At 58.3% G+C, this 14,442-nt stretch carries 8 protein-coding genes and 1 pseudogene; 6 read left to right on the top strand and 3 right to left on the bottom strand.

All coding sequences use genetic code 11. From position 1 onward, the window contains the following. The 4 genes and pseudogenes from ACQCVD_RS15115 to ACQCVD_RS15100 all read left to right on the top strand — a co-directional run. Positions 1–174, top strand: a pseudogene (locus ACQCVD_RS15115) (IS982 family transposase); the annotation flags it as partial. Positions 175–302: 128 nt separating this feature from the next. Further along, positions 303–2,138 (top strand): site-specific DNA-methyltransferase, encoded by a 1,836-nt coding sequence (locus ACQCVD_RS15110; RefSeq protein WP_426824610.1) that lies wholly within the window; start codon positions 303–305, stop codon positions 2,136–2,138. Positions 2,139–2,140: 2 nt separating this feature from the next. Continuing rightward, positions 2,141–4,720, top strand: coding sequence for a DEAD/DEAH box helicase (locus tag ACQCVD_RS15105; protein ID WP_426824609.1), 2,580 nt, complete (start codon positions 2,141–2,143; stop codon positions 4,718–4,720). Between the two features lie 295 nt (positions 4,721–5,015). Beyond that, positions 5,016–8,837, top strand: coding sequence for a hypothetical protein (locus ACQCVD_RS15100; protein ID WP_426824608.1), 3,822 nt, complete (start codon positions 5,016–5,018; stop codon positions 8,835–8,837). Between the two features lie 154 nt (positions 8,838–8,991). On the opposite strand, the gene ACQCVD_RS15095 is transcribed toward ACQCVD_RS15100, so the two are convergent. Continuing rightward, complete coding sequence (locus ACQCVD_RS15095) at positions 8,992–10,251, bottom strand: Shedu immune nuclease family protein (RefSeq protein ID WP_426824607.1); 1,260 nt, start codon at positions 10,249–10,251, stop codon at positions 8,992–8,994. Between the two features lie 613 nt (positions 10,252–10,864). Then, complete coding sequence (locus ACQCVD_RS15090; RefSeq protein WP_426824606.1) at positions 10,865–11,323, bottom strand: prevent-host-death protein; 459 nt, start codon at positions 11,321–11,323, stop codon at positions 10,865–10,867. A 364-nt stretch (positions 11,324–11,687) separates the two neighbouring features. Between ACQCVD_RS15090 and ACQCVD_RS15085 the strand changes: the two genes are divergently transcribed. Further along, on the top strand, positions 11,688–12,305 hold the full coding sequence (locus ACQCVD_RS15085; RefSeq protein WP_426824605.1) for a recombinase family protein: 618 nt from the start codon (positions 11,688–11,690) through the stop codon (positions 12,303–12,305). Between the two features lie 390 nt (positions 12,306–12,695). Here the strand turns inward: ACQCVD_RS15085 and ACQCVD_RS15080 are convergent, their stop codons facing one another. Continuing rightward, complete coding sequence (locus ACQCVD_RS15080) at positions 12,696–13,280, bottom strand: TetR/AcrR family transcriptional regulator (RefSeq protein ID WP_426824604.1); 585 nt, start codon at positions 13,278–13,280, stop codon at positions 12,696–12,698. A gap of 94 nt (positions 13,281–13,374) precedes the next feature. Here ACQCVD_RS15080 and ACQCVD_RS15075 point away from each other — a divergent pair, with 94 nt between their 5' ends. After that, positions 13,375–13,968, top strand: coding sequence for an NAD(P)H-dependent oxidoreductase (locus ACQCVD_RS15075; protein ID WP_426824603.1), 594 nt, complete (start codon positions 13,375–13,377; stop codon positions 13,966–13,968). Positions 13,969–14,442 lie beyond the last annotated feature (474 nt).

The following is a 14,442-nucleotide window of genomic DNA, read 5'->3' as shown; positions in this document are numbered from 1 at the left end:
TCGGTGTTTGACACGTTGAAAGGCCAGTTGGGCCTGGAGCGCCACGGTGGCCGGACCCTTTCCGGGGTGATCAGTCGGATTGTGCGGCGGTTGTTGGCGTTGACCGCGGTGATCTGGCATAACCACGTCACCGGCCAGCCGGTGCTGCGGTCACTGATCGCGTACGACCACTAAACCCCCGGAATCAATCATCTAGTTAAATCCTCCCGTCTGAGGGCAAACGTTCGATCCGCTCAGAAGTGGTGGCCAGGTCAACCGATAGGCTGACTGGTGTTACTGAGTGGGTAAAAACGGAGGACTGTATGGGCCGTCGGCCGCAGAAGCTGGAGCTGACCTGGTTCAACAAAGACCAGGCACTGATTCCGACCGAGGAAGGCAAGTACGGGTACACCTGGGTCGATCCGAAAGATCCTCGCTACTGCGAAACTCACACCCTCATCATCGACGACGTCGTCTGTGGCACACAGTCCCCGAAAGAAGACGGGATCACCTACTCGGAGCGTGCTGATCTGGACCCCACCGAGGACAATCTCCTCATTCTCGGGGAGTCCGGAGACGTCCTCGAAGCACTCACTCGCGTTCCTGAGCTGGCGGAAAAATACGTCGGCCAGGTCAAATGCATCTACATCGATCCGCCGTTCAATACCGCACAGACGTTCGCCAACTACGAGGACAACCTCGAGCACTCCATCTGGTTGACGATGATGCGAGACCGCCTCATCCACCTCCGCCGACTGCTCTCCGACGAGGGGTCCATCTGGGTTCACCTGGACGACGTTGAAAACCACCGGATGCGTCTACTTATGGATGAAGTGTTTGGTGCTGGAAATTTTGTGGCTGATGTTTCTTGGTTAGCGTCGGACTCATCTAGCAATAACGCCAAAGTATTTTCTCGCGATAAAAATGCAATCATCGTTTATTCAAAGGATTCAGGATGGAGGCCCAATTTCCTTCCAGATACAGAACGTCAATCACATTTTAAGAACCCCGACAATGACCCTCGGGGGCCCTGGTTCGATGGCCATAATGTGCAGAACCCAAAGGATCGCCCGGCCCTAAAATACGAGATCGCGACTCCTTCGGGGAATGTAATCCAGCCACCTACGAATGGATGGCGCTGGGAACTAAAGACGATGTTGCAGAAGATGGAAACAGGGGAGATTTACTTCAACGCAGATGAGACTTCACTGAAGCGCAAGACCTACTTGTATGAGCAGGATGGTTTGCCGCCTAGTGACGCATGGTTCTCAATTAAGAAGACAGGTAGCAGTAGGCAATCGAAGAACCATCTGAAACAACTTTTCCCCGGAATTCCGACGCCCGATCTTTTCGATACGCCGAAAGCCGAAAAGTTAATCGCTTATATCCTTAAGCTTGCCACTGATCCCGGAGACCTGGTGGTGGATGTGTTCGCCGGCAGCGGCACTACTGCTGCTGTGGCACACAAAATGGGCCGACGCTGGGTAACGTGCGAGCTTCTTGAAAGCACGATGGAGCGATTTACTCTGCCGCGGCTTACTAAGGTTGTGCGCGGAGAGGACCCGGGCGGGATCACCTTGACCAAGGGCGAGCGCGTCGATGCCACCGCAGAAGGCCTCCCAGAAGGTATCAGCGCCGAGGAGGCTCAGAAGCTGACCTCGCTGCTTAACAAGGCAATTTCTGAAAATGACAATCTGAAGAAGTCGAAGGACATTCGGGAACTCAAGGCTCTGGTGAAAACCAGCAAGTCGAAGGACACCGTCAACTGGCGTGGCGGCGGCTCCTTCACGGTGGCTCATCTGTCACCGTCGTGCTTTGACTATGACCCGGAGCTCGACCTGGTGACGCTCACCGAGGCAGCCACCGGGCAGACCCTGGTGGAGTCGGTGGCGGCGAACCTGAACTTCCGGCTCACCCCGCAGCACCGCTACTTCCACGGGGTACGCGGAGCCATGCGCCTGGTCGTCGTGGAAGGCCGGCTAGATCGGGCCAAGGTCGATGACCTTATCGCTCACCTCGAGGACGAGGACGGGCTGACTATTGCCGCGACCGAGATCGATGACGGGGTGCGCCAGTATCTGCGCACCCTAGGCCGGGGTTGCCGGGCTGTGCATGTCCCCAGTGAGATTTTCACCTACTCAGTCAGCGAGGAGCAGTAACCATGGCGAGCCTTCCCATTTCCCTGGACCAGGGCATGATCGACCAGATCGCCAAGGAATTTGACCTCCGTGCCCCCAACAAGGAGGGCCTACGGCAGTTGATCTTCCACCTGACCGGTGAGTTCGACCCGCTGGAGCCGTTGGTGATGAACATGGCCACCGGGGCCGGCAAAACCTACCTGATGGCCGCGGCCGTGGAGTACTTCCGCCGACAGGGGATGCACAACATCATGGTCGTCACCCCGTCGCTGGTGGTCCAGGACAAAACCGTCCAGAACTTCCAGCACGGCTCCCGCCGCTATGTCGATGGCTTCCAGGTCGCCCCGGATGTGGTCAGCCCCCAGTCTTATGACGCCTGGCGGGTCAAACAAGCGACCTTGTTTTCCGAGGATGAGACCGATCCCTCGATGGTGTTCGTCTTCAACGTCCAGCAGCTGGTCGCCCCGAAAAAGACGGATACCTCCTCGACCGGCACGCTTGAGGGCCAACGCACGAAGATCCGCAAGTTCCAGGAGGACGCCGGCTCCCTGTACGAGTACCTCACCGAGCTCGATGATCTGATCGTCATTGCCGATGAGTCCCACCTCTACGGTTCCTCGGCTAAGGCGTTTAATCAGGCACTTCGGGACCTCACCCCGGCAGCAACAATTGGGCTGACAGCCTCGGCCTCCAAGGGGGACACGGTCATTTACCGCTACCCGCTGTATAAGGCGATTTCCGACGGGTACGTCAAGACCCCGGTGCTGGTCTACCGCAAGTCCGGCTACAAGGGTGAGCAGGCTGAGGAGCGCCAGCTGCGGGATGCGCTGTCCCTGCTGCGCAACAAGGAAACCGCCTACCAGGCTTACCTCGCGGATCACCCAGAGGCGAAGAAGATCGCACCGGCCTTGTTCGTGGTGGGCTCGAATGTGGAGCACGCGACCGAGACCGCCACCCTGCTGCGCGGCCCCGGATACTGCGGAGACCACCAGGCCGTGCTCCAGGTGGACAATCAGCACGATGATGAGCGCACCCGCAAGCTGTTGGACGATCTCGACAACCCTAACTCGCCAGTGCGAGTCGTGGTCTCGGTCGACAAGCTCAAGGAGGGTTGGGACACCAAGCGCATTGCGGTGATGTGCACCCTGCGGGCCATGGCTTCGGAGGTGCTCACCCAGCAGACCATGGGCCGGGGACTGCGCCTGCCGTTCGGTCAGCGCACCGGTTATCCGCGGATCGACCAGCTAGATATCCTGGCGCACACCTCGTTTGAGGAGCTGCTCAACGACGAGGACATTCTCCAGACCTTCGGCCTGGACGGTGCCGTCGACGGCGAGGTCACGGGCGAGGACATCCTCCAGCAGCCTCCGGCACCGGCCCAGCAGGATACCCAGCCACAGGCCAGCCCGGATGTTCCCCCGCAGGTGCCGACCGAGGCGCCCGCAGCAGTCGAACTCGCTGGCGCCGGTTCCGCCTCTCATGCTACTGGTACCGGCACCGCCGGTGCGGAGCACCGGGGAGCGACGGTACATACTCAGCAGCTGGATGATGAGGAGGCCATCGAGGAAGACGAGCCGATCTTCCCGGTCACGGTCGAGATCAACCCCCGGTATGCCGGCACGACGTTCCTGTTCCCATCGTCGACCATGGTGGAGACGATCACGCCGTTCCATCTCAAGCAGGTCCGGGACGAGGAGATCGAGAAGGCCGCCAAGCGGGTCACCGACTCCGGTGAGGTATTGCACCGCAAGAAGATCGTCGTCTCCGAGGGCGGCCACGAGATCACCACCCAGCGGGTCGAGGACGCCACCGTCGCCAGCGCCTTGGTCGATAAGGATGAGGTGGCCAAGCAGTTGACCCGGCAGGTTGCTGGGCTGCGCCAGATCACCCAGCACAAGGAGAACATCGCCCAGCTGCGCAAACGCATCATCCCGGCGTTCATGGACCATGCGCCGGTGGGGGAATGGACGGAAAAGGCCAAGGACTCCGCGGTCGCAGAACTCGAGCGGTTGATCAAGGACAAGGTCACTCAGCATGCCCGCAACACTCAGACCGAGACCACGATTACTCCTGTTGAATTGCCCATTGACCAGTTCTTCACCCTGCCCATCGGTCAGGATGTCCTGGACCTGGTGGGGGAGGAGCAGCGGGAGAAGTTCCAGCTGCGCAAGTTCTATGGTCCCTGGGACAAGGGACTGTTTCCCGCCGCGTCCTTTGACTCCTGGAGTGGGGAGTATCTGCTGGCGATGAAGCTGAACTACTCTGAGGAGATCGTCTGGTGGAAGCGCCTCTACCGGCACGAGGGGGCCTCTATCGCCTATTCCACCCGGGATAACTACTTCCCAGATTTCGTGGCTCAGGATCAGTCCGGCACCTACTGGATCATCGAGGGCAAGTCCGACAAGGGCCAAGATGACGCCATTGTTCAGAAGAAACGCGAGGCTGCTGTGGATCTGGTCAATGAACTCATTAGTGCACCGGAGTTCGAGGACACCTCCTGGGGCTACCTCATCGCCTACGAATCTGACGTCAAAACCGCTGACTCCTGGGAAGATCTGAAAACCAAGGCGCAGCCAGTAGTAACGAAAAAATACCAAGCGTAGCCTCAAGCGCTCTGTGTCTCGTTAGTCTTCTTATCGGTAGCGGGAGCAGAGAAAATAGGTTCGAAGACCCTTCCGCTTCGCCGGGGCCGTGGTCCGTTGCTGCGCAAGAGTAATGAAGCTTGGCATCCAACTGTGCAGCGCGGCGAGCCAGGTGAGGTTCAGGGGTCTGTTTACTGTGTACTGGTCGTTTCAATGCGGGAAACCGAAGCAGACCTGCGGAATCAGAGAGAACTATGATAGCTACACGACAGGCGCATCACCTTGATTCCGCGCCTCAGAATAAGGATGCTCAATAGTGCCCGACAGACCTCAACAAATGTTGTCAAAGACATGGTCCTTTTTTTCGGACCCTGCCACGAACGCTTGCAATAGCCGTGAAAATACGCTCGACGGCGGTCTGAAGCTTCGCTCTTTGAGTCCGTCCTATGTCTTTGACCAGCACAAGGACTATGTCGAAATCCTGAAGGCTGAGCTCACCCAGTCTGGCCCGGATGCATCGCGCAATATTGCTCTCACCGGCCACTACGGCAGTGGTAAGAGTAGCGTGCTCCTGAAGACGCAACAGGAGTTAGAAGAGCGTGGTGTCAAGGTTATAAACCTGTCGCTTCCGAGTCTTGGTATTGGTGACGGCCGTATCCGGAAAGACGGTGACAAGGCACTTGATAAGACAAACCTAATTCAAAAAGAAATCGTCAAACAGCTGTTGTATCGTCGAAAACCGTCGGACATGCCAGCCTCTCGCTACAGCCGACTCGACAAATTTCATGACGGCCCAGCTTTGAGAACTGCTGCTGGGGTTGGAGTGGCGGTCACCGGCTTGGCGCTGCTGGCAAGAGTGCCAGATAAAGTTAGGGACGCTTTACCGTCCGAAGCGTGGAGCTGGGTCGATAACCATCTATGGGACAGCTCGTCGGGAGCGATCCAGTGGCTGAGCTTGCTGGTCGTCTTCCTCCTCACTGTGCGGGCCACGTTAGGGATTCAGCGCCTAGCACAGCAACGCATCCGCATTACCGAATTGGCTGCCGGGCCGACCAAGATAACGCTCTCTGAGTCGTCCTCGTCCTACTTCGACGAGTATCTCGATGAGATCGTCTACTTTTTCCAGATGTCTAAGACCGCGGTGGTGATCTTTGAGGATCTCGATCGATTCAAAGACCCCTATATCTTCGAGACTCTTCGCGAGCTCAATATGCTACTTAATAACGCGGAACAGCTCGAGGCAAAGCCGATCCGGTTTGTGTATGCGATCAGGGACAGCATCTTCGAGCAGCTCGGCCCCGATATTACTGACAAGAATGTCAACATCGACAACACCGATACGAAAGTCAAAGAGAACGAGGACACTGCCTCCCCCGACCAGGGCGAGACGCGACGACTGATGTCGACAAACCGCACCAAGTTTTTCGACCTGGTCGTCCCGATGGTGCCGTTTATCTCCCACCGCACGTCTCGGGATCTGATCCGGCAGGAGCTCGACGCAATCGTGCCGGAGCAGCGGCCTAGCAATGCGGTCGTGAATATCGTGGGTGCTCATCTCACGGATATGCGACTTATCAAGAACATCTGCAACGAGTACGAGGTGTTCCGGTATCGCATCTTGACCGATGCTGGGCTTAAGGAACTGACTGCCGATCGACTGTTCTCTTCCATCGTTTACAAGAACCTCTACCTCGCTGACTACGAGAAAATTCGCAATGGTACGAGCTGCTTAGACACGCTCTATCGCGCATACCGGGAGTGGGTCGTTCAGCAGGCTGCCGCTGCTCGAACTGCCGAGCGCAAAGCGAGAGCCTGGTTGCGGAAAATCGACGCGATCGAACCACGTGCCGCTGCCCTCGGGACCAGGCTGCAGGAGGTACTGATGGCCCGGTACCTCGCTCACGCCAACACAAGGACGCCAAAGGTCTACGCGGGGGGAACGACGCACAACTGGGACGCGCTTACAGAACCAGATTTCTGGCGAACTTACCTCCACGACCGCGGCGATATGCAAGTCCACTACCGCACGAGCTATTCGCCCGATGTCATCTCATTCGAGAAGATTCAGGTATTGATGGGCCGCTCACTGTCGCCGGATGACTGGACAGATGACGCGAAGGCAGAAGTCAACAGCGAAATCGCCGAGGCAGTAGCTACTCAGAGGTCCATCCCACATGCTTCCATGAGCGATGCGCTTAGAGCGTCTGACAGAGTCTTCTCGTACAACGGTGAAGACCGTTCGATCGCTGATGTAGCAGGCAAGCTGTTTAACGACGCGGACCTTGTTCTGGAACTGTTGCAGTCGGGGCTCATTGATGAGAACTTCACGCTCTACATCACCCAGTTCCCAGGCCAAGCGATTAGCGCTGCCGCGATGAACTTCATCATCAAGGCCGTGCAGCCAGACGTAATGGATATCGAATACCACTTCGGCACCGGCGAAGAAGTAGACACCGATGACATCAAGGCAGTGCTCGAAGCGGAGGAACCGCGTTTGCTTGGCGGGCAAAGCGTCTACAACATTGAAATCTTCGACTATCTCCTCTCGAAGGACCCTGACAAGCTCAATGAACCGATCCGTCGCCTCGTCACTGGCACCGCCGACAACCACAAATTTCTCGATGCTTACCTGATATCTGGTCAGTTCGCTCCCGCACTGGTCCAGCGCCTAAGCGGTGCATGGGAAGGTATCTTTGACTACCTTATCGGAGAGGATCTGGAGGACCCTGCTCAAGATTTACTTGATGCCGCGATAAGGGGTGTGCGCCCAGAGCTGACTTATGTGACGAACGCAGAGCAGCGGAGAGCACTCGCTACCGCCATCCCTGATCTCCCAATGGTGAGAGAACCGCAGGGTCCTGAGCGGGCAGTCGCGCTCGCGGAAACTCTTCTGCAGATGGGTATTCAGGTCGACGATCTGAGTGTGATTGATGAGCCGCTGCGAACTGAACTCACGAAGCGGCGCATCTACCCGATCACACTGACGAACCTGGTGGCAATCATGGGGGCCCCAGCCGATCTCTCTCTGAACAGCATAAAGGAGGCACGGGAGGCAGATGTTTATGCCTATGTTCTTACCCACCTGCGCGACTATCTCGATGCACTTAGCCAGACCACGGATGTATACACGGTTGCTGATCCTGATCAGTTCGCGGAAGTGCTCTCGGACGTTGCCGAAGCAGATGTAGACGCCCTAGAAGAAGTCGCGCGCGGAGCGAGTGCCGATTGTATGCTGAGCGATCTCGATCTGATTGAGGAACTGCTTTGGCCGACCCTTGCCAGCACGCATCGTTTCGCCCTGAGTGCACGCAATGTCGCGTCCTACATCGATCAACACGGCATCGACTCAGGCCTGGCGAACTGGCTCAAAACGGCTGGGGCCATCACGGTAGACACGGACGACCCGGCACCGCTCGGACCGCTGGCGTTGAACCTTCTGAACGCCGTCGCACTAGGTGATGATGCTGCTCTCCAGCTCGTTGACGGGCTGGATCTAGAGCCGGAGTCCATCGCTGCGGCGAGTCTTCAGAAGGAGGCTCACAGCACCGTTCCTGACCTTGTTCAGAGGGGATTGGTTCCGGATGATGCCGATGCCTACGTAACTTTGGAGCAGGACGAGTGGTCAGTTAAGAAGAACCTGATTTTGGTCTCCAAGAACTTCCCGACCTACATGACCGAGCTTCCACTGAGCACAGACGAACTGTTTAGGATCGCTTCGGAATCTGTGCCTGATGCCGTCAAGGACGTCCTACTCACTGAGCTAGAGACGTTCGCCCCAGAGCTTGATCCAAAAGGAGCGACTGCCCTGGCCAAGTGGGCCTCCGCTCAAGGACGCGTGCCGACTGCAGGTGCGATCCTCACGATGGCGACCAAGGGGGGCCCGGGAAGTGCTCGACCGATCCTTAAGCTGCTCGGTGCTCACGCCACCACTATCGATCTCGAACTGTTGAAGAGTGCGCTGAATGCGCTTGGGCGACCTTATAGTCAGCTGACGACGCCTGGGACGGATCGCCCAAGGGTTGATATATCCGCTGGTGTTGAGACTGTCCTAACTCGTCTGCAGAAAGCGGAGATCGTTAGTACTTTCAAGAAGAATACGAAGAAGCAGGTTTTCGAAGTGAACAAGCGGCGCGCATAGCGGTCCCGACTCAGCGGTCTACCCCCGCAGATATTAAAAGGCCGCAGGATCCGTGATGCGCGCGGGTAATGGGACCATGGTCAGCGAAAAGACGCCTCAGTCTTATTACGCCTGCTTTCGAATAGTTACTAACCCCTTTAGACCTTCTCTGGCATTAGAGGCTTTCGTCGTCCCGGAGCGCTTCGTCATCGTCGCGGGCTGTCTGTTTCTCGGCGAGTTTGACGTGCCACTCGGCGCGGGCAACGAGCTCGTCAAACGTTAGGATTTCAGGTTCATGGAGGTTGCGTCGAAACAGCTCGAAGCTATGTACTTTGTCATCGATTGGACCGCCTTTCTTGCCTAGTAGTTGGTCCAACGACCCGACGATGAGGAAAGAACGAGGCCGCACGATGAAAGTTCCATTGCCCGTCCGGGAGCCGTCTTCAGCCCGTTCCTCGATATAATCCCCCAGGTCACGAACCGCCATGCGTACTGTTTGCTGAGTCTGCGTTACCGCTCCGGTCAGATCATTGGAGGGACGCCAGACACCAGAGCGATACTCTTCGGCTAGGAGCTCCGTACGGTGATGTTTGATCTCTGCAAAAGCCAGAGATCGCACGATCCCATTCGTTCGGAGCAGCGCATCAACTCGCTTGCCAACCGTCTGAATGTCCCTGCCGACGACAACTTTCTCCAGCTTGTCCTTGTCCCAGGAAGTCACTAGTTGTCCGCTAAGGCCGATCCCGAGGATCCACGGGTTCTCTTCCAACAGTTGCTGCCAGGCATGCTCAGGGCCACCTGCCTGGTCTTTCTCTACATCGAATGCAGCGTCATCCTCAAGCCATGTTCGCATCTTCTTCACCACATCTCGACGATGCTGCAAGGCGATGACGTCACGCGCGTCGGCATCACTTTGAATAAGAGCACGGAACCGTTCTGGTTCCTGAGCGTAGGCTCGGCCCATTGCGCCTGGGTCAGAGAAGAAATCGCAGAGTACCTGATCATCTACATAAGTCGTACTGTCCCCCTCAATCGGAATCGAGTCAAGGGCCTTAATCAGGTCGATCAACCTAGTGGATTGGTCGCGATCCAGTTCAAGTACCGGTTCCAACTTGGTTAGATCCCCGGATGTGGGCACTTTCTGGATCCGGATTTTGCGTACTGCACCGGCTGAACGTGCAACGTTAAGTTCGATTTGCTTGCGGCCACCAGGGGTCTTGTACACCACGTGTTTCGTCCAATCCCAGTCATCGTTATCATCTGTGGGAGCTTCGTCGAATACCTTGTGGATATATCGAGCTCTTTGACCGGCGTCCTGGCCGTATGTCATGTCGAAACTTCGACTCACATAGGTACGTGTCGTAAGCCGCCCAGTAGCCCACGTCACCTCGTTGGGCTTGGCGAACTCGAGCAAATGTTCCAGATTAATCTTCATTGACCATCCCTATTTGCAGGGCGGCGCTGTGCTAATGTCGCTGCCCCGTTCTCGATCGTACAGCGGCGGTTCATCAGAATGAGCGAACTCCGATCATGCGGTGCTGTTGTACCGACCCTTAGTGTCCTGCGTCGACATGAAGGGGGGCGGCCCAGATAACAGCCCACTTCGCACAACAGGTCGCAACATCAATGGCACGAGATACTGTGCGCTACGGGAATTCGACCGAAGAAGGACCCCGTGGCAACGCATGCTACTTCGTCTCGTTTGGGTGACTCGTGTGCACCTGTTCGAGAAACACCGTGCGTCCGTCTACGTAGAACTAGATGCGTGCGGTGCCTTTTATTGTGGGCTTGTGCTGCCAGCGCTCATGAGTTTCCCCGCCGCGCTGGATCGTGGAGAGCTCGCCCTTCAGTCGGTAGTTTGTCGGGGTCGTGGATAGGGGTGTTCTCGTTAGGAAGTCCCACGTGTCCGCCATCGGGTTGCGGATCGTCGCCACGAGGTCCCGCCACCCCTTGCGGGCATTGGTGGTGGCGAAGCGGATTTCATACTCGGTCCTTTTCGGGGGACGGGGGACGGGGGACTAGCTCGTCCTTCTTGGCGGCTGCCACGACTAGGGGCGCTCTACGGTCTCGTTGTTCTCGAGCCACTCGAGGTCGGTACTGCCCAGTCCGGCGGCGAGGGCCGTGGCCGTTTCCTTCCAGGAGGTCAGCTCGACTAGCGCCAGGTGCGGTTGTTCGGTGGAGAATGAGGCGCGTGCGGCGTCTACAAGGTCGTGGGCGCAGGACTCACGGTCGGCCGGGGACAGGGCGAGCATCCAGGGGAAAACTTTCGTCATGCGCCCGGCGAGCGTTCCGTGGTCGTCGAGGGCGACGGTGATCAGCTGGGCGGCGAACTCGAGGAGACGCGCGCGTCCGTCGGCCTCGCGCTGCGACATCAGCACCAGTGCTTCGCCGTCGCGGCGTGTCACCGTAACGGGGTGGTCCTCGGCCTCGGAGAAGACCTCGGCTGAGTGCTTGCTCAGATCCGAGGAGCGCCGTGTGCGGTTGGGGCGATCAGCTGTGATGGGCATGAACCCATCATATTCGGAACGTATTCGGAAGTACAGAGGGTGGTGGGGGTCGCGCCCTTGTGCCGTCCGGGTAGGTCCGAGTCGTTTCTGGGCGGTCTCGCGCCACCTGGCGAAGGGGGGCGTGAGTTGTGCACAACAACTAGGAGGAGCTTGCTATCCCCTGAAATTATTGCCACTTAACTGTTTTTTACACCCTCTACGAGACTTAGTTAAAATAACGGGTTAAGTGACAGTTTTTGAGTATGTGAGCACATTGTCCTGCAGTGTCACGTAAACGATAGTATATGTGATGAGTTAATACTATGAGACCGATTGCCTCTGCGAGAGTGCTGAAAACTGGTTCCGGAAGTAATGGGGTGAAACTATGGCTCTGATTGGCTATATGCGGGTCTCGAAAAATGATGGATCCCAGACCACGGACCTACAACGTGACGCGTTGATAAAAGTCGGCGTGGATCCCGACCATCTCTACGAGGACAGGGCCTCGGGGAAGAAAGAGGACCGACCGCAGTTGGAGTCGTGCCTGAAAGCACTTCGGCCCGGCGACACGTTGCTGGTGTGGAAGCTCGACCGACTGGGCAGAAATCTCCGCCATCTGGTCAATATCGTCCACGACCTCAACGCCCGAGGCATCGGCCTGAAAGTGCTGACGGGGCAAGGGGCTGCGGTGGACACCACCACGGCTCAGGGCAAGTTGGTGTTCGGGATCTTCGCGGCACTGGCGGAGTTCGAACGCGAGCTGATTTCCGAGCGGACCAAGGCCGGCTTGGAATCGGCCCGCGCCCGTGGCCGTAAGGGTGGCCGGCCATACAAGATGACCCCGGCCAAGGTGCGCCTGGCGATGGCGTCAATGGGCCACCCCGAAACCAGCGTCGCCGCACTGTGCAAGGAACTCGAAGTCACCCGTCAGACGCTCTACCGGCATGTCTCCCCCACCGGCGAGCTACGCGAAGACGGACGAAAGCTACTCTCGGGACACTAACCGAGTGCCTTCCACGCAGAGATGCCCCGTTTCCCAGAGTCATCTCGTTAAGGCCCTATATATAGAGGTATAGGACAAGAAAAATCGATGAAGGAAATCAAGGGTCAGACTCGTCAGGAAACCGCCTGGACATCAGCCCAGCCACGCCTGAGCGGAGAAGCTGCATATCCAGGCATCGTGGAATCGCCATTCGACAGTGCGAGAAAGCCGCCACACGAAGCTGAAAGTCACAGCCCTGGCCGTCGGACTGTTTAAGAAGGGCGTGCTCTATTGGCTCATTTTCCTATGAAAGCCGTCTGTGCTTGTGGTTGGCTTTGCCCTCACCGCTTCGCGACGCCGTGTTGGTTCCTGTGGTGGGGCCCGTCCCGGGTGTCTCTGGCAGAGTGGTCTTTAGACTACTCCGGCCACAGTTTTCGCCAGGGCCACTTTGCCCTCTGCCGGGGTGATCTGTTCCAGCACAATGGCCCGGGCGATGGCGTCGGCGGCGCCGAGGATCGCATGTAGAGCCGCCGGTGGAAGGTTGCCGTCCCGGGTGAACGGCTCAAGGGCGGTGCGGCATCGGGTGCTGAAAGCCGTATCTGCCGCATCCCGGGCCTTCTCCAGTTCCGTGGAACCGGAAAGGGCGCCGACGATGCCGGGCAGCTCGGTCTCCTCCTCGTCGATGCAGTCGATGTAGGCGGCGGCGATGATCCGCGCGACCTCCGGCAGGCTGTCCGGTGCTGACCGTAGGGAGACGTCCAGTGCGGTGTGGGTGCGCGCCTTGAATTCCCGGTACAGCTCCGCCAGAACCGCGGATCTGGTGCCGAAGTGCTGGTACGTGACGGGCTTGCTGACTCCGGCGTGCTCTGCGAGGACGGCGAGCGTCAGGGCGTCGCTGCCCTGTTCGCGGATGAGTTCGCGGGCCGCCTGGAGGAGCTGGGCGCGTCTTTCGGCGCGGGGAAGGCGCTGTCGCGGCGCCGAGTCGTTCTGGCTCATTGCACACTCCCGGGTGAGGTGATAACTTACTAATCGTAGGTTACTAGTAGTAACTTGCCTGGAAGTAACTCACTCTACCCGGAAAGTAATCTGAATGCACTCCCTTGTCATCTTTGCCCACCCCGATCCCACGTCCCTCACCGCGACGAGCGCTCAGCGCATCGCGGATCGTCTCCGCTCCGCCGGTAACACGGTGGAACTGGCGGATCTCTCGGCCGAGGGGTTTGATCCCCGGCACACCAGGGCCGACCTCGAGCTGCTGCAGGGGGTTGGGCCCGTACCCGCTGACGTGCAGCGGGAACAGAAGCGGGTCGAACGGGCTGATTCCATCGTCCTGGTGCACCCGGTGTACTGGTGGGGCATGCCGGGACTGCTGAAGGGGTGGCTCGACCGGGTGCTGACCTTCGGTTGGGCCTTCGGCGGGGAATCCGCCACCGCGCTGGCCGACCGTGACGTGCACCTGGTGGCCTTCGGGGGCAACTCACCGGAAACCTATGATGCGCATGGTTACCGGGAGGCCATCCGCACCAACATCGAGCACGGCGTCTTCGAGTTCGCCGGCGGGCCGGTGGCGTCCTCCCGCATCATCCATTCCGCCGCTGACGGCATCACCGAGCGGGTGGCGGAGGCGATTGAAGCAGTCACCGCTGACATGTTGAACGTGCGCGCCCCGCTCCCGGTGGAATAGGGCGCTCCGTGCGGTGCCCTGCGCTCTATCCTCCCGCCCTTAGCTGCCGAATCCTGCCGGGGCACTCCGCCCTCGCAGGGTTTTGTTTATTCTTTCAGTCCAGGAGGTATCGGTGTAAATGCAGGTTATCAGCATGAAAGCAGCATCTGCGCCTGTTACCACCGTCAGGGATTTCTTCCAGTGGCCTTCGGCTCTCTGCTGTGAAAAGCAGTCGCGCATCACTGACAGCTTTTTGCCTTTCGGACCTACTGTGGGACGGGCCCCGCAAAATCGTGCCGTCTATGACCGAAAGAACCAGAGTCGATCGTCAGGCCCGAGGGCCGTTGACGGCAGCGTCGCTATCTAGGTGTACTGCCCTGTGACGTTGTGAACGCGTTGCTGGGGAGTTAACCCTCCGATAGCGGTATGGGCTCGGTGGCAATTGTACTCGTGGACAAACTCCTCGTACGTTGCCTGCCGGGCCCGCTCGCTCGT

The organism is Corynebacterium halotolerans, from assembly GCF_050107895.1.
Taxonomy (GTDB): domain Bacteria; phylum Actinomycetota; class Actinomycetes; order Mycobacteriales; family Mycobacteriaceae; genus Corynebacterium; species Corynebacterium halotolerans_B.
This window is presented reverse-complemented; position numbering and strand designations above follow the sequence as displayed.